Raw genomic sequence first — 24,739 nt, 5'->3', positions numbered from 1 at the left:
GATGCTACTACTATATGTTAGTATAGTAGCAAATAGAATCATTTAAATTATCAATTTCTCTCTTCATAAGAGTTATTCATCTCTCTTAACAGTCTCTCTGCGTACTCTGCGTACTCTGTGGTTAAATAATTCCGAATTAGGAAACCGATGTAGTATATTATTCTAGAGGGCGATCGCAATATCTTCAGGAGTAAAAGTCTATGCGTAAACTTTTGTTGCAAATATTGGTATTAAGTCCAGTAATTTTAACTTTTTACTCCATCGCTTCCCAAAGTATGATCGCCCAAGAAGTCGATAGCCAAACTGGCGCACCAACTCCCACCAATGTTTCTCAAGCAGCGGAAATTACACCAAATAGCTGGGCTTTCCAAGCACTACTATCCTTAGCAAAACGCTACAGTTGCCCGATTGTCCCTTCACTTGGTACTACTTTAGGCGATCGACCTTTAAAACGCTCGGATTTTGCGCTAAGTTTAAATAATTGTTTGGAAAAAGTCGATCGGGCGATCGCCACAGGTACACCCACAGTCAGCCCCGAAGATTTAGCCACAGTGCAACGTTTGCGATCGGAATTTGCCTCAGACTTAGCATCAATCAGTCCTTTACCAAAAGCAACACTTGATCCTAACCCCCAAAATCACCCACTTTCAAAGCCAGCTAGTGGAATTGTAGCGCCACCTTTTTCAGAAACAATTCCCCGCCGACAAGCAGCAATTCAAAATTCTACTCCTTTGTCTAACAATCGTCCTCCTGGCAATTTTACAGGCACTGATATATTAAGAAGTAGAAATTTTGAGGGCATGAATCCGCCACCACCTACAATATCATCTCCGGCAAATCTGCCTGCACCAGAATTCGATCGCGAAGGATACAACCGCATTTACGAAAACTCTTATCAGCGGGCTAGCAACAACCCACTGTCAACCTTTGGCATCGATGTTGATACAGCATCCTACAGCAATGTGCGACGATTTATCAATAGCGGTGTGATGCCGCCAAAAGATGCAGTGCGCTTGGAAGAACTAATTAATTACTTTACCTACGACTATCCACAGCCAAAAGGCGATCGACCTTTTTCAATAAATACAGAAGTAGCCAATGCACCCTGGAATCCCCAACACAAATTAGTCCACATTGGCTTACAAGGAAAAAGCATTTCTACCAAAGATTTACCGCCGAACAATCTCGTATTTCTGATCGATGTTTCCGGTTCCATGAATTCCCCAGACAAATTGCCACTACTCAAAGCATCTTTAAAATATCTCGTCAGCGAATTGAGAGCCAAAGATAGCGTTACAATTGTAGTCTACGCCGGAGCCGCCGGATTAGTTTTGCCCCCAACACCAGGAAGCCAAAAAGAAAAGATCTTAGATTCCCTCGATAAGTTACAAGCAGGCGGCTCTACCGCAGGCGGGGCGGGCATTCAACTTGCCTACAAAGTTGCCAAAGAAAACTTTATCAAACAAGGAAACAACCGCGTTATTCTGGCAACAGACGGCGATTTTAATGTCGGCACTTCCAGCGATGGGGAACTGGTGCGCCTGATAGAAGAAAAGCGAGAGCAAGGAGTTTTTCTGAGTGTTTTGGGATTTGGCACAGGTAATTTGCAAGATGCCAAAATGGAACAACTAGCCGATAAAGGTAACGGCAATTATGCTTACATCGATAGTTTATTAGAAGCCAAAAAAGTGTTAGTCACTCAAATGGGAGGCACGCTATTTACCATCGCCAAAGATGTTAAAATTCAAGTAGAATTCAATCCAGCCAAGGTTCAAGCTTACCGTCTAGTTGGCTACGAAAATCGAGTTTTGCAAAATCAAGATTTTAATGACGACAAAAAAGATGCGGGTGAATTAGGTGCAGGACATTCGGTAACGGCAATTTACGAAATTATTCCGGTTGGTGTCGCCAGCGATGTCAAATTACCCGAAGTCGATCCATTAAAATATCAACCAAATCCAGCCACTCAGTCTGCATCTCAAACTGATGAATTGATGCAAGTCAAATTCCGTTATAAAAAACCTAACGAGACAGTCAGCCAGTTAATTACGCAGTCAGTAATTGACAAACCTGTTAAATTGGAAAATACCTCTGCTAACTTCAGGTTTGCTGCTGCTGTAGCTGCTTTTGGGATGGTTTTGAGAGATTCTGAATACAAGGGAACAGCCAATTTTGATGAAGTATTGAGGCTGGCAAGTCAGGCCAAAGGTGAAGACAAGGAAGGCTACCGTGCAGATTTTCTCCGTTTAGTTGAAAGCTGCAAGACGCTAGCGGCAAAAAACTGATGGTACTTCCTGAAATTACTTAGTGGCTACCACAGCCAAATTCCAAGCCAACCGTTTCATCAAAGGCAACTTCTTTAAAAAACCATCCAACCCTTCTAACCGAGAATATTCTGGTTTTAATCTCTCTTGTTCAATAATAATCTTCTTCCAATAACGTTCCTCATTGGGATGCACTTTTTCGATTAAATAAAAACGTAAAAAAATCCAAAGCGATGTCAACCAAAATGTGTCGTAAGCTGTCTCGGAAAACAAAGACTTGACAAGTTTCACAATATTAATATCCAAAGGAGTTTCATCCTCAGTGCGCACTTCAGTCGCCATCCTGCGGTAAACATTAATCACCGGATTGTGCTTCATCGGGTCCCAAAAACAAGCTTTTCCACCGGGTTTCAGCACGCGGTGCATTTCCCGAATCGCCTTTTCTGGTTCCGGCAAATGGTGCAGTAAATTAGAAGCGTAAACAATATCAAAACTATTATCTGGGAAATCTAGCGCCATGGCATTTACAGTGCAACCTTCGATTTTGACGCCGTTTGTCTCTGCTAATTTCAGAGCAACTTCTACCATACCCTGAGAATAGTCCGCCGCCGTACACAGCGCGCCTTTTTTTGCAAAATAAACGCTATTTTCTCCAGCACCGCAGCCTAAATCTAGGAGGCGTTTGCCGGTGATATCGCCCATTTGTTGAACGATGAATCTATTTTCTGGGGCTGTACAAGCTTCAAAGTAATCGTTGACGCGGATGCCGTCAACGTCGATGGTGGATGCCCAAGCATCGTGGAATTGTCGCTCTTTTTGTAAGGTTTCTTCTTGCATTTTATTTACTATTTGTTGTGTGTGTTTGATTGACGGGGATTAGTTGGCAACTTATTCGTGTCTTCTGGCTGCAAATTTTTGTATTATCGAATACGCCTGTAATAAAATTCTATATTCAGTTTAGCCAAAGGTTCTAATTCGGCTCGCGTCCACTGTTTTGTACCAGATACTGCCAATTGATTAACTCGCCGCAAACAACCGTTGAAAATTTTTACGAATTCTGCTTCCTTCAATTCTGTTTTGCCAAGATCGTAACTGCTATTTCTCGTTTCTGGAACGCAGCCGTATTCCTGTATCATTAACTGTAGGTGTTTGTAAATATGCTCGTTCGGTTGAATGGATATCGGCGGCTGAATTGCCTCAAGAAATCTCATGGAGGCAAGTTCCGCGCTAAATTCTTCTTGCAGTTTTTGTAAAGCTGCTAATTCTTGCTTGCTGATAATTTTTGTTATTTCCTCCTGTGTGCGTAGAAGTTGACTTACATTATTTAAACACTCCGATAAAACCTGTGCAAATTCGTACCGTGTTATCTCTACGTTGGATATAAAATAAGTTGATGAAAGATTCGGTGTGGAGGGGCAGTTGAATTTTGATGCTAGGAGTTTTAAGGTTATGTAAGCCCAGTCAGTGGGTTGGACTACTGGATTGGTTTCAGTTATCGTCACAGTCTGTCCCGCAGGTTGAGGTTCGCTCTGAGCCTTAGCAGCATCTGGCGATCCAACTAAACTGTAACTCAAAATTGCTGCGATCGATAACAATAAATGCACCCAAAATTTACGCATTGCCCCTCATCTCCGGTACTTTTACAGCAGTAGGGCGAGCAATGCTCGCCCTAAAAATTAACTAAAAACTGGTAAAGAATCGGCAATTTAAGACTTAGCTGCTGTTACTACTTGCGATGTTTTAACTGCGGGAGATTCCTGCTGCAATACTCCGTAAAGGCGATTTAAAGCGCTGATGTAAGCTTCGGCGGAGGCTACAATAATGTCAGTATTAGCTGAGTGTCCAGAAAATACTTTGCCTTGGTGACGCAAGCGAATTGTGACTTCGCCGATCGCATCAATTCCCCCTGTTACCGATTGTACCGAAAACTCAATCAACTCATTGGGGAGATTTACCACTCGGTTAATTGCCCTGTAAATTGCATCTACTGGACCAGTGCCGATCGCAGCATCAGTCAATTCTTCCCCCGTCGGAGTCCGCACGGTGACTGTAGCTGTGGGACGAGATTTGTCGCCACAGGAAACCTGTACCAATTCTAACCGGAAAAGTTCGGGTGCTTGATGGACTTCGTTGTTGGCGATCGCCTCCAAGTCCCAATCCGTAATCTCTTTTTTCTTGTCAGCTAAATCCTTAAATTTGACAAAAGCCTTATTTAACTCATCATCACCCATTTCAAAACCCAACTCTTTCAAGCGACTGTGAAAAGCATGACGCCCCGACAATTTGCCCAACACAATTTGATTTTCGGTTAAGCCGATGGATTCAGCGTCCATAATCTCGTAGGTCCGCTTATTTTTCAGCACCCCATCTTGGTGAATTCCCGACTCGTGGGCGAAGGCATTTGCCCCTACAATCGCCTTATTTGGCTGCACCAACATCCCCGTCAAATTGGAAACTAAGCGCGATGTTTTGTAAATTTGGCGCGAGTCAATATTGGTCAGTGGCTCCTCAGATTCGGCTGGTCTACCCAAAAATGGATTAAAGTATTGACGGCGGACGTGCAAAGCCATCACTAACTCTTCCAGAGCGGCATTTCCGGCTCGTTCGCCAATGCCATTAATCGTGCATTCCAACTGTCTTGCACCATTTTTCACTGCTTCCAAAAAGTTAGCAACTGCTAGTCCTAAATCATTGTGACCGTGGACTGAAATAATTGCGCGATCGATATTGGGTACATTTTCTTTAATTCCCCGAATCAAAGCACCATACTCGCTGGGAGTTGTGTAGCCGACTGTATCGGGAATATTCACAGTTGTGGCTCCGGCTGCGATCGCCCGTTCCAGAACTTGATATAAAAACTCAGGTTCAGAACGGCAAGCATCTTCGGGGGAAAATTCCACATCTTCGACAAAAGACTTAGCATAAGCTACCATTTCTGGCACTATTTCCAGCACTTCAGCCCGCGTCTTTTTCAGTTTATATTCCAAGTGAATATCAGACGTAGCCAGAAACGTATGAATTCGCGCATTGGCGGCTGGCTTCAGAGCTTCGGCTGCTGTTTTGATGTCTGGCTTTCTTGCCCTGGCTAAGCCACAAATTGTCGGCCCATTTTCTGTGCCCACTGCTCTGGCTATTTTTTGAACTGCCTCAAAATCGCCTGGGCTGGTGAAAGGGAAACCTGCTTCGATGATGTCTACACCCAATCTGGCTAACTGACGGGCGATCGTCAGTTTTTCCTCCACGTTCAGAGATGCGCCAGGAGATTGTTCTCCGTCGCGCAAAGTCGTATCAAAAATCAGAATCCGGTCTTGATTTTGTTGAGTGTTCATATTTTTCAAAAATTGTCTCTTGAATTTTAGGTGTACACCGATTTTGGCAATTAGTCCTTCGTCACAATTCTCTTTTTTCTCCCTCCCGCCCCTAACTAATAACTACTAACTAATAACTACTAACTAATAACTACTAACTAATAATCCATTTTTTCGATATGTTCCCTAATTTCATTTAAGTCTATATACCTATCTGTGGCATTTCGGAGTTCTCTAGCAATCATGCCTTCGGTTGATACCACAGTAATATGAGTATTTTTCGAGCGCAGTAGCTCGATCGCTCGCTCAAAATCCCCATCCCCGCTAAACAGTACCACCTGGTCATATTGATCCACCGTATTAAACATATCAACCACAATTTCTATGTCTAAATTAGCCTTTTGAGAATATCGACCAGAAGCATCATCGTAATATTCCTTAAGAATTTTAGTGCGAACCGTGTAACCCAGACTAATCAAAGCATCTCGAAATCCCCTTTGATCTTGCGGGTCTTTTAGACCCGTATACCAGAAAGCATTAATCAAGATGACATTCGGCTGCGAAGTTTTGAAATATTCGAGCACCCTGCGAGGATCAAAAAACCAACCGTTCTTTTGTTGAGCGTAGAACATATTGTTCCCGTCCACAAAAATAGAAAGGCGGTTCATTAAGTTTGTCATAGAACTTAGACCTAATAATTGTAGAAAGAAATTAATCTAAATATCACATTTTAGCAATATGGAGCTAACTGAGGCAATAGATTAAACTTCAGAAAACTCTATCTCCCCAGTATTTCATATTTTAGGCTCTACCGCCAGAGGGCCTTTTTAAAAGCTCCCATAATTGAGCCATCCTTCCCAAAAACCAGACATCTATCAACTAAGCGGGCGGCTTCGGTGTCAAGGTTAATGGGGGTTCTAACGACTGACTACAGCCCGACCGCCTGCGTGGCATAGCGCAGCGCCTTGGCAACACCTTTTCCGTTACAAATGTTAGAAAAAGTCTTGCTGTTAATCAACCCCCTCATTTTATAGCAGCCCACCCAGCTTAAGCTTTTTTGCTTTCTAGTGCCCAGCGAGCTAACTCTGTCCGGTTGTGGAGACCGGTTTTGCCTAGCATATTGCTGACGTGGCTTTCTATAGTTCGCTGGCTGACATTCATCACCTCTGCGATTTGGCGGTTTGCCATACCTTGCGCTAGCAACTGTACCACCTTTAACTCGGTGGGAGTCAATTCGACATTGCGCCGCGCTTTAATTTTGAGCCCGCTGTCAATACCTTCATTGCGGTGTCGAATCAAGCGGGATGCGGCTTTCAAAGAAGATTCTACTTGAGCTACCAGTTCTTCGGGCTCAAAAGGTTTAACTATATAAACATCAGCCCCCGTGCTCAGGCCTTTTACTCGGTCTGAGCTTTGACCTTTAGCAGATAAGAATAGAACAGGAATCCAGTTAGTGCGAGGGTCTTCTCTGATGTGCTTGACTAAAGTGTACCCATCCATTTCCGGCATCATCACATCGCAGATGATCAAGTCGGGAACTTCTTGTTCTAGTTTTTCCAGAGCGTGTCTGCCGTTTTCTGCTGTAATGACGTTATAACCCCGAAACTCTAAGTAATCCTTGACTAGCAAGATCAAGTTGGGGTCGTCGTCAACCAGCATCAGCCTTTTTTGCTCTCCTGAATTATTTTCCTTTGTCATGTTAATTCCCGCTAAAGTATTCCGCTGGCTTGCTTGTTTTCACTCCGGTGTTTTCGGGTCGTCCCCCCTTATCCCCTGCGGGGGTTTGGAGGACGGTGATGGGGTGAAGGCATTGCGGTGAGGGGAAAGCGGGGCGGGTATTACCGCTTCCGAACCTGTTGTTGATGCCCGTTTGTCAATGTCTTGCGACCAGGAACGGAGCCAAAACCTGTGATGGGCGATCCTGTAACGATCGACCTTAATTGATTGGAGACTGTCTGGGAGAGCCTTAGTTATATTTAATCTCGATCGGTTTAATTGCAGGTTGATGCCCCGGTTTTAAATGATACTTCTGATATAGAGAGATTTAAGCAGGATCCCTACTTACGTGTTTAACTTTTTCTAGTGTAGTTTGGCAAATTGCTTACTGCCTAGCACTGAGAAATTTTTTGGGCAAACTCACGCTACTTTGAGCTGTCACAGGTGCGATCGACTCGACGCTGAACAATAATCAGATTCTCACCCTTAAATTTAACATTTAAACGCTACAATTAAGGGTTTTGCTCCGTCAGAGTTGTTACTGGTAAAGGTTGAGTCAAGAAAGCGTATTCTTGAACCACCTTGGAGTTGAGGAGATGTTCCTGAATAATTCTCTCGATCGCCACGGGTGTAACGTCGCGATACCAAACTCCGTCTGGATAGACTACCATGATTGGCCCTTGAGTACAAACTCGTAGGCAATTGGCTTTGGTACGAAAGATGCAGGTAGGCCGTGAGACACTGGGCCGATCCAATCCCAGTTCTTGCAAGCGTTTTTTGAGGTAGTTCCATGCTTCGAGACTGGCGGCGCGATCGCAGCACTTGGGCACGGTTTGGTCAGCACAGATAAAAATATGTCGCTCTATGTGAGCCAGTCCCAGGCTTTCCACACACACCCTCAAGTCTTGAGAGCAAGATTCATCCTGATTTTCTGACATCTGAATTCCTGGGTAAATAGATTTTAAATTTTACCTCACTCCCCCACTCTCCCCCTCTGGGACTCTCCCATTCTCCGCCACTTTCCGACTCTCCCACTCCTTCTGGGTTCGGGAACCCGTACAGACACGCAAGTTGCGATCGCCCTTAACTAAAGCTAAATTAGCACTCAGGAGTCGAGAGTGCTAATATGTCAGTTGTAAGTAGTCGGCTGTTGCTTTGACAGTGACTCCTGACCACTGACTGACGACAATCTGTAATCTGGAGATTTATTTATGGCAGCAGTATCACTGAGTGTTTCTACCGTTAAACCACTAGGCGAGCGCGTGTTCGTGAAAGTAAGCGCTAGCGAAGAAAAAACCGCCGGCGGCATCCTTCTGCCTGACACAGCCAAAGAAAAGCCCCAAGTAGGGGAAGTCGCGGCAGTGGGCCCCGGCAAACGCAATGACGACGGTCAGCGCGTGGAAATGGAAGTCAAAGTCGGTGACAAAGTTCTGTACTCGAAGTATGCCGGCACCGACATCAAACTCGGCACCGATGAATACGTCTTGTTGGCAGAAAAAGATATTCTGGCGATCGTTAACTAATTAATCATTAGTCATTAGTCATTAGTCATCAGTCATTAGTTCGATCGCGAACAACGCCAACAAACTAATGACAAACGACAAATGACCGCCATCCAAAAATCCCAAATCTTAAACCCAAAACCCCCAAAAAACTATGGCTAAGCGTATAATCTACAACGAAAATGCACGTCGCGCCCTCGAACGCGGTATGGACATTCTCGCCGAAGCAGTGGCAGTTACCCTCGGTCCCAAAGGCCGTAACGTAGTTCTCGAAAAGAAATTCGGAGCTCCTCAAATCGTCAATGACGGCGTTACCATCGCCAAAGAAATCGAACTAGAAGACCATGTAGAAAATACAGGCGTTGCTCTAATTCGTCAAGCCGCCTCCAAAACCAACGACGCAGCAGGCGACGGCACCACAACTGCTACTGTTCTGGCCCACGCAATGGTCAAAGAAGGCCTGCGGAACGTAGCTGCTGGTGCAAATGCGATCGCCCTCAAACGTGGTGTTGACAAAGCAACCACCTTTTTGGTAGAAAAGATTGCCGAACACGCCAAACAAGTAGAAGATTCTAAAGCCATCGCTCAAGTCGGCTCCATCTCCGCCGGCAACGACGACGAAGTTGGCCAAATGATTGCCAACGCCATGGACAAAGTGGGCAAAGAAGGCGTGATTTCCCTTGAAGAAGGCAAATCCATGACCACCGAACTCGAAATCACCGAAGGGATGCGCTTCGACAAAGGCTACATTTCGCCTTACTTCGTTACCGACACCGAACGGATGGAAGCGGTGCTTGACAACCCCTTCATCTTGCTGACAGACAAAAAAATCGGCATGGTACAAGACTTAGTACCAGTGCTCGAACAAGTAGCACGTTCTGGAAGCCCGCTGCTGATCATTGCAGAAGACATTGAGAAAGAAGCTCTAGCTACCCTCGTTGTCAACAAACTGCGCGGTGTGCTCAATGTAACTGCTGTCAAAGCACCTGGTTTTGGCGATCGACGCAAAGCCATGTTAGAAGATATCGCCGTTTTGACCGGCGGTCAACTAATCACCGAAGACGCCGGTTTGAAACTGGAAAACACCAAACTGGACATGATCGGCAAAGCTCGCCGCATCACCATCACCAAAGACAGCACCACAATTGTTGCCGAAGGTAACGAAGTCGCAGTCAAATCTCGCTGCGAACAAATTCGTCGTCAAATGGACGAAACCGAATCTTCCTACGACAAAGAAAAACTGCAAGAACGCTTGGCCAAATTGGCTGGTGGCGTTGCAGTCATCAAAGTTGGCGCTGCGACTGAAACCGAAATGAAGGATCGCAAACTGCGTTTAGAAGATGCGATCAACGCCACCAAAGCTGCTGTGGAAGAAGGCATCGTTCCTGGTGGTGGTACAACTTTGGCTCACCTAACTCCTCAATTAGAAGAGTGGGCTAATGGCAACCTCAAGGGCGAAGAATTGACCGGCGCATTAATTGTTGCCCGTGCTTTGGCTGCTCCTCTGAAGCGGATTGCTGAAAATGCTGGTTTGAATGGCGCTGTGATTGCTGAGCGCGTCAAAGAAAAGCCATTTAACGTTGGTTTCAACGCAGCGACAAACGAGTTTGTCGATATGTTTGAAGCTGGTATCGTTGACCCTGCGAAGGTGACTCGTTCTGCTCTGCAAAATGCCGCATCTATTGCCGGCATGGTGCTGACAACTGAGTGCATCGTTGTTGACAAGCCCGAACCGAAGGATGGCGCTGCTGCTGGTGCTGGCGCTGGTATGGGTGGCGGCGACTTCGATTATTAATCGATAGTCGATCGTTTGATGGGGCGGGCTTTAGGGCCTGCCCTGTTATATTGATAATTGTTACAGAACGGAATGTGATACTTTCCCATCCTTTCCCATCATTGTGATAATTCTAGATATCGATGAAGATCCCCTTGGAAATTCTTGACACTTCCAACTAGAAGTTTTAGGATAGAACGAAAGAAACAATTGAATAAAATACCCGGCCGGGGCGCACCATCGCCTCGGCTTTTTAGGTTTTTATGATTTTATTTCGATCTCTTTTCGCTAAGTTTGGCTTGCCTTTTCCACTGGGAAAACAATTTTTAAACTGCTCCGGTCGGAAGTCACAATCGTCAAGATAAAGCTCTGGGTACTGTTAGGTCACGTTAAAACCCCAGATCATAACCCAATGGCCAAACCCTACGTTTACATTAAAACTTCGGAAAGTTAAAATGAACTTGCCAACTGCTGAACAAGGAATCAGATGTGTCATACTATGTCAATCCTTAACCAATACATTCACCCCTGTTTTCATTGTCCGCCTAGACGAGCGAACAGGTAATCTATTTATATTGGCAGGAGATAATATAGAGATAGAAATCTATCGCAATGGTTTGTGGAGGTTTTTGTGAGCGAGCCTGAATTTAATAGGATGACTAAAATAGAGCTAAGAGCTTATGTCATTGCTCACCCCAATGATAGAACAGCGTTTCATGCCTTTGTTGACCGTTTTACCTCTGAAGCCTCAACCAAGACGTTTGACCTCCCGAAATCAAGTGCTGATGTTGAGGAAGTTGATATCTTGGTTAGACAAAAATTAGAGCAACTAAAGACGAGTTAGCTCTAAAAAAGCGATCGCCCCTTGCCTGAAATGGTGAGGGATTTTTTTTCTGCGATACAATCAAGACAGCACTTAAAAAGCGTGATTTAAACATGGTAACAAGCTTAAATGTATTGCAATCCCAACCATCTAGCCAATGGAAAGTGACACTCCTGTTAGAAACTCTCTCATCAGGACAGGTTTCTGCTTCTGTTTTCGAGTTTCCGCACTGTCGAGTTGAAGCAGCAACTCGGGAAGAAGCCATTACCCAACTTCAAACCAAATTGTTAGAAAGACTTAAGCATATTGAAGCTATTTCCTGGGAAGTACCGATTCAGGCTTCAGAACCCACCTGGATGCAATTTGCGGGTGTGTTTAAAGACGATCCAGATTTTCAGGAAATTATGGACGAGATTCGTGCCGAACGTACCTCTGACGATGACTCTGAAATCGATCCCTCATACTACCTGTAGAGGTGATTTATAACATAGTAAGCTAACATGAATCTATCATTTAAAGATTTAAGGTTTATTATAGAAGCGATTGAACACCAAATCAATGCCTATCAAGAACGTTTGCAAGTAATTGAAGATGTAGATGAGGATGAGGCAGCAGATCTAGGGAATGATATTAAATTTTTAGAGCTTCTCCACGCAGACATGACGACAACTTTAGAGCAGAATACTACTGAACGGGAAGATATCGCTTATGAACAAGCACTATCTGAAGCCCTGGAAGAGACTTTTGCAGAGTGGGAAACTATCGAAGCGATGACAGCAGAGGAGGCCTGTGAACGGATCAGAGCAATTTCAAATCAAGCTCTCGAACAACTTTGAGAGAACTCAGCAAAAACTAATCCGCGATCGCTATCGTAAAAATCAGGCAGGATTAGTAAAATTTATGGATAATTATGAAGTTTCCGATGAAAGTAACAATTTAGCCGATAGTGGAGACGGTGAAACGGTCGAGGATAAACTTGGAGAAAATAAATCTAATGATAGCTAAACTAACTTGTATTATTCAGTCTTATGGCTCGTACTAATCTCTTAGAGACCCGGACTACTAGCTTCGGGGACTTAATCGGCAATGGCAAAATCTATCGAGTACCGCCATTCCAACGCGATTATTCTTGGACAGAAGAGAACTGGGAAGACCTCTGGCAAGATATTTTGATGCTGCACAACAACCTCAGTGTTAGCCATTACATGGGAGCAATTGTGCTACAAAGCTCGGCTACTGCTGACAAAGAATTTACAGTCATCGATGGTCAACAGCGATTAGCCACTCTCAGCATTATTGCCGTTGCTGTGATTGAAAAAATCCGACTGCTGGTAGAGCAAAATGTTCAGCCTGAAGCCAACCGAGAACGGCAAGAAATTCTCAAGCGTACCTATCTGGGCGATCGAGATCCGCGTTCTCTCCGTTATTCTAGTAAACTATTTTTAAATGAAAATAATGATGATTTCTATCAAAGCAATTTGGTCAATCTCAGAAAGCCGTTAAATATCCGATCGCTCTCGAAATCCAATCAACTACTATGGCAAGCTTTCGATTACTTTTCCCAAGAATTAGAAAAACTGTCTGACATATTTCAGGATGGAGAAAAACTAACTGCTTTTCTAGGAGATACTGTTTCTCAACGGCTACTTTTTATCCAAATTAGCGTCGAAGATGAACTGAACGCTTACACTGTTTTCGAGACACTAAATGCTAGGGGATTAGAACTAACTTCCACTGATTTGTTGAAGAATTACCTTTTTTCATTGTTTCAAGGCCCAGACGATTTAAAAGCAGCTCAGCGACAGTGGAAGCGCATTATCAATATGGTTCAGATGGAGGAGTTTCCCGCATTTTTGCGATACTATCTCAGTCTAAATTATTCCAGAGTGCGACGCGAGCGCTTATTTAAGTTAGTTCGAGAATCTGTCAAAAATGCTCAACAAGCTTTTGACTTGCTTGACAAACTTGAGAATTTTAGCAGCTTATTTGTAGCTCTTGGTAGTCCGAATGATGAATTTTGGCGCGATACTCCGCAGAATCAACCATATATTCGCGCGCTGAACTTGTTTCGGGTTAAGCAGGTATATCCAACCCTATTTGCTGCTTATCAGAGATTCTCGGCTGAAGATTTTACTCGCTTGCTAAAGCTTGTAGTTGCTATTTCCTTCCGCTACAGTATCGTTAGCAGCTTGAATCCCAATGAGTTAGAATTGCTTTACAATAACGCTGCGCTCGACATTACTAGCGGCAAAATAACGGGTATGCGACAGGTGTTTGATGCACTGCGTCCGGGGTATGTTAAGGATGAAAAATTTCAGCAGGACTTTGCTTTGCTTTCTCTGTCTACAAAAGGTCAAAAGCGTAAGTTAGTTCGTTACATTTTTTGCAACCTAGAGGCAGATGAATCTGGCATTGAGGTTAATGAAGATAGTTTTTCTATAGAACACATTTTGCCGGAAGTACCAACAGATGAGTGGCGACAAAATTTCACTGATGTCCAGATAGAGGAAATGGTTTACCGTCTTGGTAATTTAAGTCTTTTAGAACCTTCTTTTAATCGCGATATTGGACAAAAAAATTATCAGATAAAACGAGAAAAATATCAGCAGAGTGTTTATGCTTTGACAAAGAACATCTTGGCAGAAGATTGGACGCCAGATGCGATCGCAGCCCGTCAGAGGAATTTAGCACGGCGGGCAGTTCATATTTGGCAATCAGATTTTTCTTGATTTTTAAATCTATTGCTATTGCTATCTAGGATTGCTCTGGATACGGGTATTGATGTCCGATTCTCGGAGAAGTACGATCGCCCCCTGTGCGTGTAAAATTGACTACAGTCTAAATATTTTCAGCGTAACAATAAGAAACTCAATCCTTAACACATCACTCTCAACAAGCACCACAATCATCATGAAACTTTACCATACTCCGATTTCCTTCAACTCCCGCCGCGTGTGGATCGCCCTCATCGAAAAAAACCTCGACTTTGAATTAGTAACAATTCACTTGGACGGCGATCACTTAAAGCCTGAATTTGTGGCAATGAATCCTTTTCACCGCATCCCTGTTTTGGTCGATGGTGACTTCACTGTCGTCGAGTCTCTGGCAATTCTTGACTATCTAGAAGCGAAGTATCCCGAACCGGCAATGCTCCCGAAAGATGCGAAAGATTTGGCAATTGTGAAAATGGTACAATTGGTCACGGTGAATGAACTTGGGCCGGCACTTTACCCCCTCAGTAGTGAAAGAATGGGCTGGGGAATTCCCGAAGCGCAGGTAATTGCAAAGGCTAAGGAAAAAGTTGATACTGTACTGACATTCTTTGAAGGTTTGTTGGACGATCGCCCTTTTTTCGGTAGCAACACTGTAACATATGCCGAGTGCGTTGCCGGTACCGTCGTGCCTTTGCTATCTTGGGTTGGTGTATCTATAGACAGATATCCCAAAATTCAAGCTTGGTGCGATCGCCTAATCTCCCGTCCCTCATTCCAGCAAACCCAATTCACCAAAGCAGACTTGGCGGCTTTCGCATCAAGGAGACAAAAATTTCTCGAACAATCTCCAGCATAATGAATAAATTAATTGTCAAGGAATCGCTCTTTTTTCTAGCTGTGTTCACCTGCATCCAACTTCCGATCGCAGCAATGGCACAGCCTGCAACTCGATCGAACTACGAATCAATTAACGTCAAACAGTTCCTGGGCGATCGCCAAATTACAGTTTCCACTCCCAAAGATATCGCAGCTAAACTCTTTAGCAGCGATCGAGAATCTGAAGGTAGAAAAAGCGATGCAATTTCGGTGGAATATCCAACGCGAGAAACAGCAGTAATTGTGCATACAGTCATTGGTTTAGCTGACGATTCTGTCGCAGGAATGCGCCACCGCATCGAACTTGCATTCAAGCAAAATAAGTGGGAAATTGTCTGGATAGGCAGACAATCAAAGTGTCAGCCAAATCGCGGACATCAAAATTGGGCGGCGGGTCGTTGTAAGTAGGAAAAATGATAGATTTTAGATCGCTAATCCCCCGATATTCACCGTGGGAGCAGTCTAAAATCTAACATCTAACATCGCACAACGATCGCACAAAATTCTGGTTAAGCAAATCTCCGCCGCAACAGAGGTTGAATGCTCAACAATGCTACTGCATCAAAGGCTAGCAAGACTAACAACGCTCCTCCAAAGGTGACATTACCCCAGGGAGCTTGCATGACGACACTTGCTAGGGACCAATCGCTGTGCAAGTACAAATAGCGGATGGGTTCGATCGCATAACTGAGAGGATTGAGTGTCACCACAACTTGCAACCAGTCTGGCATAAAGGACAGCGGCGCGAGGGCTGTGCTGGCAAATAATAGTGGTAAGTTAGTAACAAAAATTACCGCAATTAATTCTACGTGGCCGGGAAGAGCGAAGGCTAAACCGAGACTCAAACCCGTTACACCCAAAACTAACAACAGCACTATGAGGGCGATCGCCCCTAGTCCGGCAATTCCCGGCAATCCTGCGCCCAAGAATGCGCCCGCCGTCACAATTGCGCCGGTTTGGATGAAGCTGAGGGTAACGATGAAAATAGCCGAAGCTAGGACGATGGAAAATCTGGAAGCTAGGGGCGCGACTAATAGGCGGTTGAGAAATCCGAATTCGCGATCGAACATAATCGGCAAACCGGCATTCAGCGCCCCTGCAAAGGCAGTAAAAACTATAACACCAGCGCCGAGAAATTGTCCGTAATTCTGGCTTTCGCCGAACAAGCCTGCGGGAGCATTTTCAAATAGAGCTCCGAACAAAACCAACCACATCAGCGGCTGAATAATGCCTGCAACTAGCGTCGAGGGGCGGCGCTGCAATTGAATAAACAGGCGCTTGGTTAAGGCGAGTGTTTCTTGGATGAAGTCGCCCAGCAGGGAACTCGAAGTGTCAGCGGATGGGGTGGCGAGTGGCCGCTGCTGGTTGAGGTTGTTGGGGGATGTAACAGTACCGCTCATAATTGCTTACGCTGATTTTGATTAAATTTAACTATCTTTAGGGTAGCAAGTCTGGAGGAATTGGTGGCGATCGGGCGATCGCTCTTTGTGTAGAGTTTTGGTAAACTGAATATCATGTTACCTGTCTAATTAGTTGATGACTGGCATTAACCGCGAACTAACACCAGACGCTAGAAATAGTTTATTTAACAAACATCTTCCCGGTACGTCACAGGTGGAACGACTGCTAAGGAAAGAGGGAAAAGCTCATATTTTTAATGACAGAGCTACACTAGATGCAGTGACGGAGGCTATTATTGAGAGAGGATATCTGACAGGGGTTGAGGATGAAACCGATGACTACGAACGTTATGGACTCTACTTTGATGATGCGATCGGCTATCAAGTTGGAGCAGATGGTAGTCGCATTCCCCTTTATTACGCTGAAATAAAAATTATCAAAGGAACAGATAAATATCATGTTATCCCACGCACCAGACCTCGCCGAACAAGTTAATGATTGGGAATTTATCGAATTGTGGGTAGATCCGATTGTTTTTCCGCCTCGAATTTTGATGTTAGTGAGTGGAAAGAAGGGAGGTTTTTGTATTTATGACCCATCAGCAAACTATAAGTCTCTGTTTTTAAGTTCAAGCTATGATGAGGCTCATTCATGGCTTTTGGAAGATGAATATGAGCGCTGTGATGGTCGGCTTTTGGCGGAGGAAATTGCTTGAATTTTTCAGAGGAGATATTGTGGTAAAATTTAGAATAAGTTCTCATTAACCCTACTGGATATGCTACATTGAGTAGGAAGAATTTGGCAAAAAAATGTCTTGTACTTTCACGGCAATTGTTTATTGGGAAGAGGATGTTTATGTAGCCGAGTGTCCTGAAGTGGGAACGGCTAGCCAAGGAGAAACGATCGAAGAGGCGATCGGCAATCTCAAAGAGGCAACGGAACTTTATTTAGAAGAATTTCCTCTGCCTAAAAATTCCCCCCGTCTGCTAACTACATTTGAAGTATTGAGTGCCTAAACTACCACGAGTTAGTCCGGCTAAACAATGGAGGATAAAGCTATGTCATCAAGCGCGATCGGCACTTTGGTCAAAATCATGGAATCTCTGCCGGAAACTCTGCAAGATAGAGTCGTTGAACACCTGCGAGAATACATTCTGAAATCAAATATTACTGTTCCTGTCAACCCCGACGGTAAATTAGAAATTCCCGCTGAGATTGAAGCTCAACTAAAGCCTGGGGATAGATATACAGTGACTGTCACCGCAGATAGTATTGTTTTTCAGAAGGTAAAAGCAGGTTTCGACTGGGAGGAACTGCGGCGGCGTAGAGAGTCTTTACCACCCGATCCTAATCCGATGACAATGGAGGAAATTTGCGAAATTGTCAGGGAAGTGCGTCGCGAGAAACGTTTGGAAAGAGAGTCACAACAATGAAAGTAAATGCTATAATAAGGCTGAGTTAATTTTCGATTTTAATTCAAATAACACAAGGAGATAATAATGACAATTGCAGCCATTTATGAAAAGGGTGTGTTGCGGCTAATGCAGCCAATGGAACTCCCAGATGGAACCAGTGTTGAAATAATCGTTATTCCGAAACCATCTCATTCTGAGCATAAAAATCCTGCTGATATTCTGGCAGATATCGCAGCTTTACCATTAGAAGAGAATGCAGATACATTCTCTGGTCGAGACCATGATAAAATATCTAACAGTGCTATGCTAGATAAGAGAGCGATCGGAATAGGGAGGAAAAAATCTTGTCAACTATCACCGATATAGGAACTTTAATTAGTCGCGATCCAGACATACATGGTGGCTGTCCAATTATTGCCGGCACTGGTGTTACAGTCCGTCGCATTGCTATTTGGTACAAGCAAAGTTTGAGTGCAGAAGAAATTGCCGATCGCATCGGGCATTTAACTCTCACCCAAGTTTATGCAGCTTTGACTTATTACCATGCTAACCGAGATGAAATTGATGCTGACATTGCAGCGGAAGCAGCCGAAGGCGATCGCATAGAAGCATTGAATTCCCAGCGTAAGATTCAACAGCAGCCGACGGATATAGATTTGGAAGTAACAACAATGGCAAACTATCCCAGTCGCCGAGAATTTATGCAATTGCCGCTAGAAGAGAGGCGAATCATTCTAGCAAAACAAGCTGAGGTAATGTTGCAACATTACCAGGAAGATAGAGAATGGCAAGAATTAGAAGCAGGAGATTTAATTGACTACTAACTCTCCTTCTCCTAAACGGGGTGATATTTGGTTGGCGAATTTTGACCCAACAGTGGGAGCAGAAATCAAAAAAATCCGTCCGGCTGTAGTGGTAAGTTCTGATAGTGTTGGCAAGTTACCACTGAAATTGGCTGCACCTATCACTGATTGGAAAGCATATTATGCTGGCAACATCTGGCACGTTAAGATTGACCCAGATATTGCTAATGGTTTAACGAAAGTTTCCGCAGTAGATGTGTTGCAATTGCGCGGTATGGATGTACAAAGATTCATTCGTAAAATCAGAGAACTTTCGACTACTGATAGGTCGGAAATTGCCAGGGCGATCGCGGCTGTAGTAGAGTATCAGTAGTTACTTATCAAGGGCGATCGCACGGTTACTCAAGCAAGGGCGATCGCTCTTGGGCATAGCATGAAAGGTATGACTCCTTACGACCCATCTACACAATAAAAACCCACACGAAGTTCTTCAATTTTTAATAGAGGAAAATCCAAGCATTTATGTGCTTTATCCTTCCATTTTATCGTTTCAGCATTAACCATTCGCAGAGAAAGGTTAGCCTCTTCACGATTGACTTGGGGTGCATATAATGTGTGACATTTAGTTTGAAGCGAATGTTTACTTACATACTCCTGAAATAGTGAAATAGCCTCGCTTAACTCAATAGCTGTATTATCTATCCAAGTTCGCCCATCTTCAGTTATGGCAACTGTGGTTTTGCCTTTAGCTATCTGTACGTCATGCTTATCCCAGTCAATTTCCATACTTAACTGTGCTCTGCACAGATTTTCACTGTCTAACGCATAAACATGGACTTTACTAATCCACTTATTTTCAATTCCTTTTAAAATAGATTCTTTTATGAACTCTACCGAAAGGTCTGTTGTGTGACGTAGTGCGATATTGACCTGTATTTTTATGGCTTCGATTCTAGTCCAAGTTGTTGTTTTTGAATAGGTAACTGTCTTAGCCATTTTTAAATTTACCTCAAATGATTGATTAATTGACCTGACTGAAGAAGATTTTTACCAATTTGTACTATCCACTCTAATTGAATAGTTTGCTCTAAAACTGGCTCTCTAGCATTATTACGATCGGTAATAATTTCTATGGCTATGCGAGTGCCACCTGCTTTTTGAATTAATTTCCAGAGTTCGTCATCTATAAGGCTAGCTCTGAGATGGCAGAAGAAAGCAACAGGTTGAGATTCAAATTCTCTTACAAGGGCTTCGCATTCTTTGGAATTAATCTCTGAAAAAATACCCTGGACTATTTTTGCTTTCTCTTCTAAAGTTGGCTTCCACTCAAATGCCGTCATTCTACCTGCACGAACTAGAGGTTCATACAACTTAGTGAAATCATTACCAGTTATGATAATAGGAATGCGTCTAGTAGGTATTCCCTCTACTAAATTCGGGTAATCTACAAGGTGCATCAGTTCACCAAAAACGGTTTGGGTGTTTACGGTGTATTGAACCAAACTTCCCCAATTACCTAATCCTGTATCTATGTCATTTATCAGCACTACTGCTGCTCTGCACTTACCCTTTTCAATGCAATCGCTCGCTTTGAGATAAGTGTCTCTAACAAGTTGAGCAGGCTTTCCAGAATCGGGGCTTTCTAACTGTCCACCAGATATTAAGAATGCTTTAACACCAATTTCGGTTAGAATTTGTTCGCACTGGTAGGTTTTTCCATCTCCTGATGCTCCATGAATTCCCAATAATAATGGAACACGATCTGTAATTTTGGTCATTAAGTTTTTGACAATATGAAGCTCTAATGCACGCCTGAATCGTTCAGGAATATAAGTTGTTTTATTCATCTATAACCTCAGCGCTTGAGTGAAGATTTTCGATCTTGCGAACTGCATCGTTAATCCTCTTTTGCCAAGGAGTTTCAGTTTCTTGTTTAACTATTGGCTCCCATTCTGCTGAAGAGTCTGTCCTTACAGATTCAGAGACATTCAAATTTCTGCTCTGTTGTAACTGTGAATTCTCATACTTTACATCCTGCTGCTCAACAGGTTCCCAACCAAGAAGATTCTCTTTCAAATTTTCCTCCTTAGACTCTGGAGGCAAACCTAATTCTTGACGCCTTTGGGCTATGATTTCTTTTAACCGTTCCAAGTAAACTTCCAGTTCTTTCTCCACATCTCTGTCTTGGAAGGGCAAAATTGGCTTTCTAACTGGTTTTTCGAGTGCTATTTTACCGGGTAAAATTTTTAAATCCGGGTCTTTCTTTGCTAAAGTATTGATTTCGTCTAGTATCTTACTGGTAATTTCCTGACGTTCTTGTTCTTGAGGTTTTTGCTTAAATAGCTTAAAAAAGTCAATGACTTTGCTAGCTACTATTTCTTCTAGCTGTTCCTTTACTACTTCTTTTACCCTACCCGTCATCAGATCAGTTATCAGGTCACGCAGCACAGAACTAGCTATATCAAAGACGATTGTTAAGAATTCCACTTGGCTTAGTTTTCAATTCAATCAAAATATTATTTACATATTAAATAGTGAAATCCAGTTCTGTCAAGTGGCAAAACATAATATTTTATCAGGACTTTACTCAAACCTTTTGTTGAAAAACCTCATCTTTTATCACACACATCATAAAACATCATTAAAGTCTGATATGATAGCAATATCATATACACTACTTGACTATGGACATTAAGGAAGTCTTGAGATTTGCCGATGACCTGGTTTTAGCCAAAACTGGCAAACACCTAGACAGGCTGCAAGAAGCTGTCTTACACGCAGGTTGGCAAGGTAAAAGATATTCCCAAGTTGCTAAAGAATTTCATTGTACCGAACGTCATGTTGGAAATATCGCCTCAAAATTATGGAAAATTATGTCAGAAATTTTAGAGGAAAATGTAAATAAATCTACTTTTAAGTCTGCAATGGAAAGGTATCAAGTTTCTCACAATTCTAATTTCCTCAATTCTAATTTTTTAGAACAGGGTAACATCAACTTCTGCACACAAATCTCACACCCTCCAAAAGCTCCACAAAACTCACCCCCAACAGAAACCTCGAATCAAGACAACACCCAACAGAAACCGCGACTCGATTTAAGAGATGCACCGGAGCTCAAAACCTTCTACAATTCCACATCCTCACCCCTCACCACCCTCGAAACCTGGATTTTAGAGCAAAACTGTCGCCTCCTCACCATCACAGGCATGGCAGGCGCCGGCAAAAGCGCGATCGCCCGTAACCTCATCCCCCAAATTCAAACTCAATTCGATCGCATCATCTGGCGCAGTCTCCGCACCTCCCCACCCCTCGAAATAACTCTTAAAAATATTATTCAATTTCTATCAAATCAAAACCCCCCCAACCCCCCCTTACCAAGGGGGGGCGAAGAGCGACAAACCTCCCTCTTACCAAGGGGGGGCGAAGAGCGACAAACCCCCCTCTTACCAAGGGGGGGCGAAGAGCGACAAACCCCCCTCTTACCAAGGGGGGGCGAAGAGCGACAAACCCCCCCCTTGGTAAGGGGGGGCGAAGGGGGGGTTTTCCCCGCCAACATCGATGCTCAGTTGTCAATCCTCATAGAAACATTGCGCGAAAATCGCTGTCTGATCATCCTCGATGACGTGCAGCAAATTCTCAGCAGCGGGCAACTTGCAGGAAATTACAAACCCGGATATGAAAATTACGGAACCCTATTTAAACTCATCGGCGAAATTCCCCACAATAGCTGCTTAATCCTCAATAGTTGGGAACCTCCCTCAGACATCCTCACATTCACCGACGATAATTCAGCAGTATGTTTATTACAATTAACTGGTTTAGGTGAAGCAGCCACAGAAATTCTGAGAGAAAAAGGTTTATTGGATGAAGAATACTGGCCAGAATTGATTGAGCTTTATCAAGGCAATCCCCTCTGGTTAAAATTAGTCGCTCAAACTATAAACAACTTATTTAGCGGTAGAGTATCTCAATATTTAAGTTATCAACCAGTGTTTTTAGGTGACGAATTGACACCGATATTGCAGCAGCACTATCAGCGGTTGTCGGAAATAGAAAAACAGGCGATCGCCCTAATCAGCCATGAAAGTGATCCTGTTTCATTTACCCTATTGATGTCAAAATGTCAAGGTTCGCAGGTCGAATTATTTAAAGCAATTCAATCTTTAGACAGACGGGGCATCATTGCAAAATTGAGCTGTGAATCTGAAACGATTTTCACGATTCCACCTGTGTTAAAACAATATGTTCAGATGATTCTTTGATCTTATACCATTTTCATAAAGTCCTACTACAGATGTAGTTCAAAGCCCCCCCTTGGCAAGGGGGGGTTGGGGGGGTAGATATGTAGCGCTACTTTATGAAATTGATCTTACTCCATTTCTTCCATTTCCTCGACTTCAATGGACTGCAATTGAGTGGGAGTTGCGGGAATAGCTGCAATGATTGCATCAATTACTTTGGCGACTGGCAGAATCTGCATCCCCAAATCTGGCACTGGTTGATTCTTGGGAATAATTGCTCTTTTAAAACCTAGTTTCGCGGCTTCTCTCAACCTTAATTCTAATTGAGAAACAGGGCGAACTTGTCCCCCTAAACCGACTTCTCCTAGTAACACTGTCCTGGCATCAACTATGCGATCGCGAAAACTGGCTACAACGGCGATCGCCACTGCCAAATCCGCCGCCGGTTCTTCTACCTTCAACCCTCCCACGGATGCTACAATTGTATCTAATTTCGACAGGGGAATCCCAACTCTTTTTTCCAAAACTGCTAAAATTTGTTGCAATCTACTATTATCCACTCCCGTGGTAGAACGGCGGGGGGAACCAAAACTCGCAGGGCTGACTAAGGCTTGAATTTCTACTAAAATTGGTCTCGTTCCTTCGCAAGTCACTGTCGTTGATGTACCGGGGGAAAACTCGTCCCGATTTCCTAAAAATAACTCCGATGGATTGTCTACTTCTCGCAATCCCTCGGCTACCATTTCAAAGACTCCGATTTCATGAGTTGCACCGAAACGGTTTTTCATTGATCGCAACAGTCGATGGGAAGCAAAGCGATCGCCCTCAAAATATAGTACAGTATCTACTAAATGTTCCAATACCCTCGGCCCGGCTAAACCTCCATCTTTGGTAACGTGACCTACAATAAATAACGTAATATTTTCTCTTTTTGCCACCTGCATCAAAGCCGAGGTACATTCCCGCACCTGAGCCACCGATCCTGGTGCTGATGTTAAACTAGCAAAATAAATAGTCTGGATACTGTCAATAACTGCTACATTCGGTTTTAGGGCTTCCAACTCCCGCAACACAACTTCTAAATCCGTCTCTGGAAGTAAGTAGAAATTCTCGGCTGAATGATCCTCAGAATCAGTTTGAGCGGCCCCGTTATTAGCGTGTCCGTTACTGTCAGATAAATCTGAGCTCTTACTTGACAAATCAACCGGATTAGCCACTCCCAAACGTTGCGATCGCAATTTCACCTGCTGGCCAGACTCCTCGGCACTTACATACAGTATGCGATCCTTGCGCGCCAACTGATTTGCCACCTGCAACAACAGCGTCGATTTCCCAATCCCCGGTTCCCCCCCAATCAATACCAGGGAACCGGGAACAATACCACCTCCCAACACGCGATCGAACTCAGCATAGCCCGAAGGCCAGCGAGATTGAGTTTGGTCAGCAATCTGCGATAATCTAAAAGATACCCTGGGTTGACCCTTGGATTTATCAGGAGGTGCACCGCCTGCTGCCTTAGTCGTTACCCCAGTCAAACCAGCCCGTGGTACGGCAATGGTAGATTGTTCTACCTGCTCGTCGAAAGAATCCCACTTCTGACAGCTAGGACATCTGCCAAAATATTGTGGCGACTCATACCCACATTCCCGACAAATATATTGTATTCGAGGTTTTGGCATTGTTTACTATGATAAATAATTGCCGAACACATTCTTTCCAAGTCTGAACTAAAGCAATCATAAAGCTTTCAGAGCGATCGCCACAGGCGGATCAGTGTTAGAGTCGATAGGGGCATCTCTACCCCTACCTCTCATTCAGAACGGAACGTGAAACTTTCGTTTCATTCCGCTCCTTGGTATCTCCATCCTTTGTTAAGGGTTCAATTCAAAACGGGTGTTATGC

The 24,739-nt window shown here is 43.8% G+C and carries 30 protein-coding genes; 19 read left to right on the top strand and 11 right to left on the bottom strand.

Annotation, left to right across the window (positions count from 1 at the left end):
* Positions 1–200: 200 nt before the first annotated feature.
* Positions 201–2,285: a von Willebrand factor type A domain-containing protein gene (locus tag ACBR23_RS19790; protein WP_371120321.1), complete on the top strand. Its 2,085-nt coding sequence runs from the start codon at positions 201–203 to the stop codon at positions 2,283–2,285.
* 15 nt (positions 2,286–2,300) lie between these two features.
* On the opposite strand, the gene ACBR23_RS19785 is transcribed toward ACBR23_RS19790, so the two are convergent.
* The 6 genes from ACBR23_RS19785 to ACBR23_RS19760 form a co-directional block, all read right to left on the bottom strand.
* Complete coding sequence (locus ACBR23_RS19785; RefSeq protein ID WP_340517576.1) at positions 2,301–3,101, bottom strand: class I SAM-dependent methyltransferase; 801 nt, start codon at positions 3,099–3,101, stop codon at positions 2,301–2,303.
* Between the two features lie 83 nt (positions 3,102–3,184).
* Positions 3,185–3,883: a hypothetical protein gene (locus ACBR23_RS19780; protein ID WP_371120322.1), complete on the bottom strand. Its 699-nt coding sequence runs from the start codon at positions 3,881–3,883 to the stop codon at positions 3,185–3,187.
* A gap of 87 nt (positions 3,884–3,970) precedes the next feature.
* On the bottom strand, positions 3,971–5,593 hold the full coding sequence (locus tag ACBR23_RS19775; RefSeq protein ID WP_371120323.1) for a 2-isopropylmalate synthase: 1,623 nt from the start codon (positions 5,591–5,593) through the stop codon (positions 3,971–3,973).
* A gap of 137 nt (positions 5,594–5,730) precedes the next feature.
* A complete protein-coding gene (locus ACBR23_RS19770; RefSeq protein WP_006633075.1) occupies positions 5,731–6,252 on the bottom strand; it encodes an NYN domain-containing protein in 522 nt (173 codons plus the stop codon).
* Between the two features lie 367 nt (positions 6,253–6,619).
* A complete protein-coding gene (locus ACBR23_RS19765; protein WP_341733155.1) occupies positions 6,620–7,270 on the bottom strand; it encodes a response regulator transcription factor in 651 nt (216 codons plus the stop codon).
* Between the two features lie 530 nt (positions 7,271–7,800).
* Positions 7,801–8,226, bottom strand: a complete 426-nt coding sequence (locus tag ACBR23_RS19760; RefSeq protein ID WP_371115104.1) for a ferredoxin — start codon at positions 8,224–8,226, stop codon at positions 7,801–7,803.
* Between the two features lie 273 nt (positions 8,227–8,499).
* Here ACBR23_RS19760 and groES point away from each other — a divergent pair, with 273 nt between their 5' ends.
* The 10 genes from groES (at position 8,500) to ACBR23_RS19710 (ending at position 15,385) form a co-directional block, all read left to right on the top strand.
* Positions 8,500–8,811 carry a co-chaperone GroES gene (groES, locus tag ACBR23_RS19755; protein ID WP_096828723.1) on the top strand — a complete coding sequence of 104 codons (312 nt, stop codon included), beginning with the start codon at positions 8,500–8,502 and terminating at the stop codon, positions 8,809–8,811.
* A gap of 133 nt (positions 8,812–8,944) precedes the next feature.
* Positions 8,945–10,585 carry a chaperonin GroEL gene (groL, locus tag ACBR23_RS19750; RefSeq protein ID WP_371120324.1) on the top strand — a complete coding sequence of 547 codons (1,641 nt, stop codon included), beginning with the start codon at positions 8,945–8,947 and terminating at the stop codon, positions 10,583–10,585.
* A 434-nt stretch (positions 10,586–11,019) separates the two neighbouring features.
* Entirely contained in the window at positions 11,020–11,199 is a 180-nt protein-coding gene (locus ACBR23_RS19745) for a hypothetical protein (protein ID WP_371115102.1), read from the top strand.
* Positions 11,196–11,408: a hypothetical protein gene (locus tag ACBR23_RS19740; protein ID WP_371115101.1), complete on the top strand. Its 213-nt coding sequence runs from the start codon at positions 11,196–11,198 to the stop codon at positions 11,406–11,408. Before ACBR23_RS19745 ends, ACBR23_RS19740 begins: the two co-directional genes overlap by 4 nt.
* A gap of 92 nt (positions 11,409–11,500) precedes the next feature.
* Positions 11,501–11,860 (top strand): hypothetical protein, encoded by a 360-nt coding sequence (locus ACBR23_RS19735; protein WP_371115097.1) that lies wholly within the window; start codon positions 11,501–11,503, stop codon positions 11,858–11,860.
* Positions 11,861–11,887: 27 nt separating this feature from the next.
* Entirely contained in the window at positions 11,888–12,223 is a 336-nt protein-coding gene (locus tag ACBR23_RS19730) for a hypothetical protein (RefSeq protein WP_371120325.1), read from the top strand.
* A complete protein-coding gene (locus tag ACBR23_RS19725; RefSeq protein WP_371120326.1) occupies positions 12,177–12,392 on the top strand; it encodes a hypothetical protein in 216 nt (71 codons plus the stop codon). Before ACBR23_RS19730 ends, ACBR23_RS19725 begins: the two co-directional genes overlap by 47 nt.
* 23 nt (positions 12,393–12,415) lie before the next feature.
* Positions 12,416–14,116 carry a DUF262 domain-containing protein gene (locus ACBR23_RS19720; protein WP_371120327.1) on the top strand — a complete coding sequence of 567 codons (1,701 nt, stop codon included), beginning with the start codon at positions 12,416–12,418 and terminating at the stop codon, positions 14,114–14,116.
* Positions 14,117–14,297: 181 nt separating this feature from the next.
* Complete coding sequence (locus ACBR23_RS19715) at positions 14,298–14,957, top strand: glutathione S-transferase family protein (protein ID WP_371115094.1); 660 nt, start codon at positions 14,298–14,300, stop codon at positions 14,955–14,957.
* Complete coding sequence (locus tag ACBR23_RS19710) at positions 14,957–15,385, top strand: hypothetical protein (RefSeq protein ID WP_371115093.1); 429 nt, start codon at positions 14,957–14,959, stop codon at positions 15,383–15,385. Before ACBR23_RS19715 ends, ACBR23_RS19710 begins: the two co-directional genes overlap by 1 nt.
* A 101-nt stretch (positions 15,386–15,486) precedes the next feature.
* On the opposite strand, the gene ACBR23_RS19705 is transcribed toward ACBR23_RS19710, so the two are convergent.
* Complete coding sequence (locus tag ACBR23_RS19705) at positions 15,487–16,377, bottom strand: ABC transporter permease (RefSeq protein WP_371115092.1); 891 nt, start codon at positions 16,375–16,377, stop codon at positions 15,487–15,489.
* A gap of 136 nt (positions 16,378–16,513) precedes the next feature.
* Between ACBR23_RS19705 and ACBR23_RS19700 the strand changes: the two genes are divergently transcribed.
* The 7 genes from ACBR23_RS19700 to ACBR23_RS19670 all read left to right on the top strand — a co-directional run bounded on the left by ACBR23_RS19700 (position 16,514) and on the right by ACBR23_RS19670 (position 18,969).
* Positions 16,514–16,873, top strand: a complete 360-nt coding sequence (locus ACBR23_RS19700) for a hypothetical protein (protein WP_371115091.1) — start codon at positions 16,514–16,516, stop codon at positions 16,871–16,873.
* Positions 16,836–17,093: a hypothetical protein gene (locus tag ACBR23_RS19695; RefSeq protein ID WP_371115090.1), complete on the top strand. Its 258-nt coding sequence runs from the start codon at positions 16,836–16,838 to the stop codon at positions 17,091–17,093. Before ACBR23_RS19700 ends, ACBR23_RS19695 begins: the two co-directional genes overlap by 38 nt.
* Before the next feature lie 94 nt (positions 17,094–17,187).
* Entirely contained in the window at positions 17,188–17,394 is a 207-nt protein-coding gene (locus ACBR23_RS19690) for a type II toxin-antitoxin system HicB family antitoxin (protein ID WP_371115089.1), read from the top strand.
* Positions 17,395–17,436: 42 nt separating this feature from the next.
* Entirely contained in the window at positions 17,437–17,811 is a 375-nt protein-coding gene (locus ACBR23_RS19685; RefSeq protein ID WP_371115088.1) for a hypothetical protein, read from the top strand.
* 66 nt (positions 17,812–17,877) lie between these two features.
* Positions 17,878–18,159, top strand: a complete 282-nt coding sequence (locus ACBR23_RS19680; RefSeq protein ID WP_371115087.1) for an antitoxin family protein — start codon at positions 17,878–17,880, stop codon at positions 18,157–18,159.
* A complete protein-coding gene (locus tag ACBR23_RS19675; RefSeq protein WP_371115086.1) occupies positions 18,138–18,617 on the top strand; it encodes a DUF433 domain-containing protein in 480 nt (159 codons plus the stop codon). The genes ACBR23_RS19680 and ACBR23_RS19675 overlap by 22 nt, the downstream gene beginning before the upstream one ends.
* Positions 18,607–18,969 carry a type II toxin-antitoxin system PemK/MazF family toxin gene (locus ACBR23_RS19670; RefSeq protein WP_371115085.1) on the top strand — a complete coding sequence of 121 codons (363 nt, stop codon included), beginning with the start codon at positions 18,607–18,609 and terminating at the stop codon, positions 18,967–18,969. Before ACBR23_RS19675 ends, ACBR23_RS19670 begins: the two co-directional genes overlap by 11 nt.
* Positions 18,970–19,046: 77 nt before the next feature.
* Here ACBR23_RS19670 and ACBR23_RS19665 read toward each other — a convergent pair whose 3' ends face one another.
* Genes ACBR23_RS19665 through ACBR23_RS19655 form a run of 3 tightly spaced genes read right to left on the bottom strand, consistent with a single transcriptional unit; the run spans position 19,047 to position 21,083 of the window.
* Positions 19,047–19,592, bottom strand: a complete 546-nt coding sequence (locus tag ACBR23_RS19665; RefSeq protein ID WP_371115084.1) for a hypothetical protein — start codon at positions 19,590–19,592, stop codon at positions 19,047–19,049.
* 8 nt (positions 19,593–19,600) lie between these two features.
* Positions 19,601–20,443: an AAA family ATPase gene (locus ACBR23_RS19660; RefSeq protein ID WP_371115083.1), complete on the bottom strand. Its 843-nt coding sequence runs from the start codon at positions 20,441–20,443 to the stop codon at positions 19,601–19,603.
* Positions 20,436–21,083: a hypothetical protein gene (locus tag ACBR23_RS19655; RefSeq protein ID WP_371115082.1), complete on the bottom strand. Its 648-nt coding sequence runs from the start codon at positions 21,081–21,083 to the stop codon at positions 20,436–20,438. Before ACBR23_RS19655 ends, ACBR23_RS19660 begins: the two co-directional genes overlap by 8 nt.
* A 197-nt stretch (positions 21,084–21,280) precedes the next feature.
* Between ACBR23_RS19655 and ACBR23_RS19650 the strand changes: the two genes are divergently transcribed.
* Positions 21,281–22,858, top strand: a complete 1,578-nt coding sequence (locus ACBR23_RS19650; RefSeq protein ID WP_371120328.1) for an ATPase — start codon at positions 21,281–21,283, stop codon at positions 22,856–22,858.
* Between the two features lie 107 nt (positions 22,859–22,965).
* Here the strand turns inward: ACBR23_RS19650 and radA are convergent, their stop codons facing one another.
* Positions 22,966–24,516, bottom strand: a complete 1,551-nt coding sequence (gene radA, locus ACBR23_RS19645) for a DNA repair protein RadA (RefSeq protein ID WP_371120329.1) — start codon at positions 24,514–24,516, stop codon at positions 22,966–22,968.
* Positions 24,517–24,739: the final 223 nt, after the last annotated feature.

It is taken from the genome of Microcoleus sp. (assembly GCF_041354475.1).
Classification (GTDB): Bacteria; Cyanobacteriota; Cyanobacteriia; order Cyanobacteriales; family Microcoleaceae; genus Microcoleus.
Note: the sequence above shows the minus strand (reverse complement) of the source record. Positions and strands in the feature narration are given on the sequence as shown.

Bases quoted from the DNA above. Each gene is read 5' to 3' on its own strand.
- radA (WP_371120329.1), bottom strand. From the start codon at position 24,516: ATGCCAAAACCTCGAATACAATATATTTGTCGGGAATGTGGGTATGAG.
- ACBR23_RS19690 (WP_371115089.1), top strand. From the start codon at position 17,188: ATGTCTTGTACTTTCACGGCAATTGTTTATTGGGAAGAGGATGTTTAT.
- ACBR23_RS19745 (WP_371115102.1), top strand. From the start codon at position 11,020: ATGAACTTGCCAACTGCTGAACAAGGAATCAGATGTGTCATACTATGT.
- ACBR23_RS19790 (WP_371120321.1), top strand. From the start codon at position 201: ATGCGTAAACTTTTGTTGCAAATATTGGTATTAAGTCCAGTAATTTTA.
- groL (WP_371120324.1), top strand. From the start codon at position 8,945: ATGGCTAAGCGTATAATCTACAACGAAAATGCACGTCGCGCCCTCGAA.
- ACBR23_RS19775 (WP_371120323.1), bottom strand. From the start codon at position 5,593: ATGAACACTCAACAAAATCAAGACCGGATTCTGATTTTTGATACGACT.
- ACBR23_RS19765 (WP_341733155.1), bottom strand. From the start codon at position 7,270: ATGACAAAGGAAAATAATTCAGGAGAGCAAAAAAGGCTGATGCTGGTT.
- groES (WP_096828723.1), top strand. From the start codon at position 8,500: ATGGCAGCAGTATCACTGAGTGTTTCTACCGTTAAACCACTAGGCGAG.
- ACBR23_RS19735 (WP_371115097.1), top strand. From the start codon at position 11,501: ATGGTAACAAGCTTAAATGTATTGCAATCCCAACCATCTAGCCAATGG.
- ACBR23_RS19715 (WP_371115094.1), top strand. From the start codon at position 14,298: ATGAAACTTTACCATACTCCGATTTCCTTCAACTCCCGCCGCGTGTGG.
- ACBR23_RS19780 (WP_371120322.1), bottom strand. From the start codon at position 3,883: ATGCGTAAATTTTGGGTGCATTTATTGTTATCGATCGCAGCAATTTTG.
- ACBR23_RS19665 (WP_371115084.1), bottom strand. From the start codon at position 19,592: ATGGCTAAGACAGTTACCTATTCAAAAACAACAACTTGGACTAGAATC.
- ACBR23_RS19695 (WP_371115090.1), top strand. From the start codon at position 16,836: ATGTTATCCCACGCACCAGACCTCGCCGAACAAGTTAATGATTGGGAA.
- ACBR23_RS19700 (WP_371115091.1), top strand. From the start codon at position 16,514: ATGACTGGCATTAACCGCGAACTAACACCAGACGCTAGAAATAGTTTA.
- ACBR23_RS19785 (WP_340517576.1), bottom strand. From the start codon at position 3,101: ATGCAAGAAGAAACCTTACAAAAAGAGCGACAATTCCACGATGCTTGG.
- ACBR23_RS19710 (WP_371115093.1), top strand. From the start codon at position 14,957: ATGAATAAATTAATTGTCAAGGAATCGCTCTTTTTTCTAGCTGTGTTC.
- ACBR23_RS19705 (WP_371115092.1), bottom strand. From the start codon at position 16,377: ATGAGCGGTACTGTTACATCCCCCAACAACCTCAACCAGCAGCGGCCA.
- ACBR23_RS19685 (WP_371115088.1), top strand. From the start codon at position 17,437: ATGTCATCAAGCGCGATCGGCACTTTGGTCAAAATCATGGAATCTCTG.
- ACBR23_RS19760 (WP_371115104.1), bottom strand. From the start codon at position 8,226: ATGTCAGAAAATCAGGATGAATCTTGCTCTCAAGACTTGAGGGTGTGT.
- ACBR23_RS19660 (WP_371115083.1), bottom strand. From the start codon at position 20,443: ATGAATAAAACAACTTATATTCCTGAACGATTCAGGCGTGCATTAGAG.
- ACBR23_RS19650 (WP_371120328.1), top strand. From the start codon at position 21,281: ATGGACATTAAGGAAGTCTTGAGATTTGCCGATGACCTGGTTTTAGCC.
- ACBR23_RS19770 (WP_006633075.1), bottom strand. From the start codon at position 6,252: ATGACAAACTTAATGAACCGCCTTTCTATTTTTGTGGACGGGAACAAT.
- ACBR23_RS19680 (WP_371115087.1), top strand. From the start codon at position 17,878: ATGACAATTGCAGCCATTTATGAAAAGGGTGTGTTGCGGCTAATGCAG.
- ACBR23_RS19720 (WP_371120327.1), top strand. From the start codon at position 12,416: ATGGCTCGTACTAATCTCTTAGAGACCCGGACTACTAGCTTCGGGGAC.
- ACBR23_RS19730 (WP_371120325.1), top strand. From the start codon at position 11,888: ATGAATCTATCATTTAAAGATTTAAGGTTTATTATAGAAGCGATTGAA.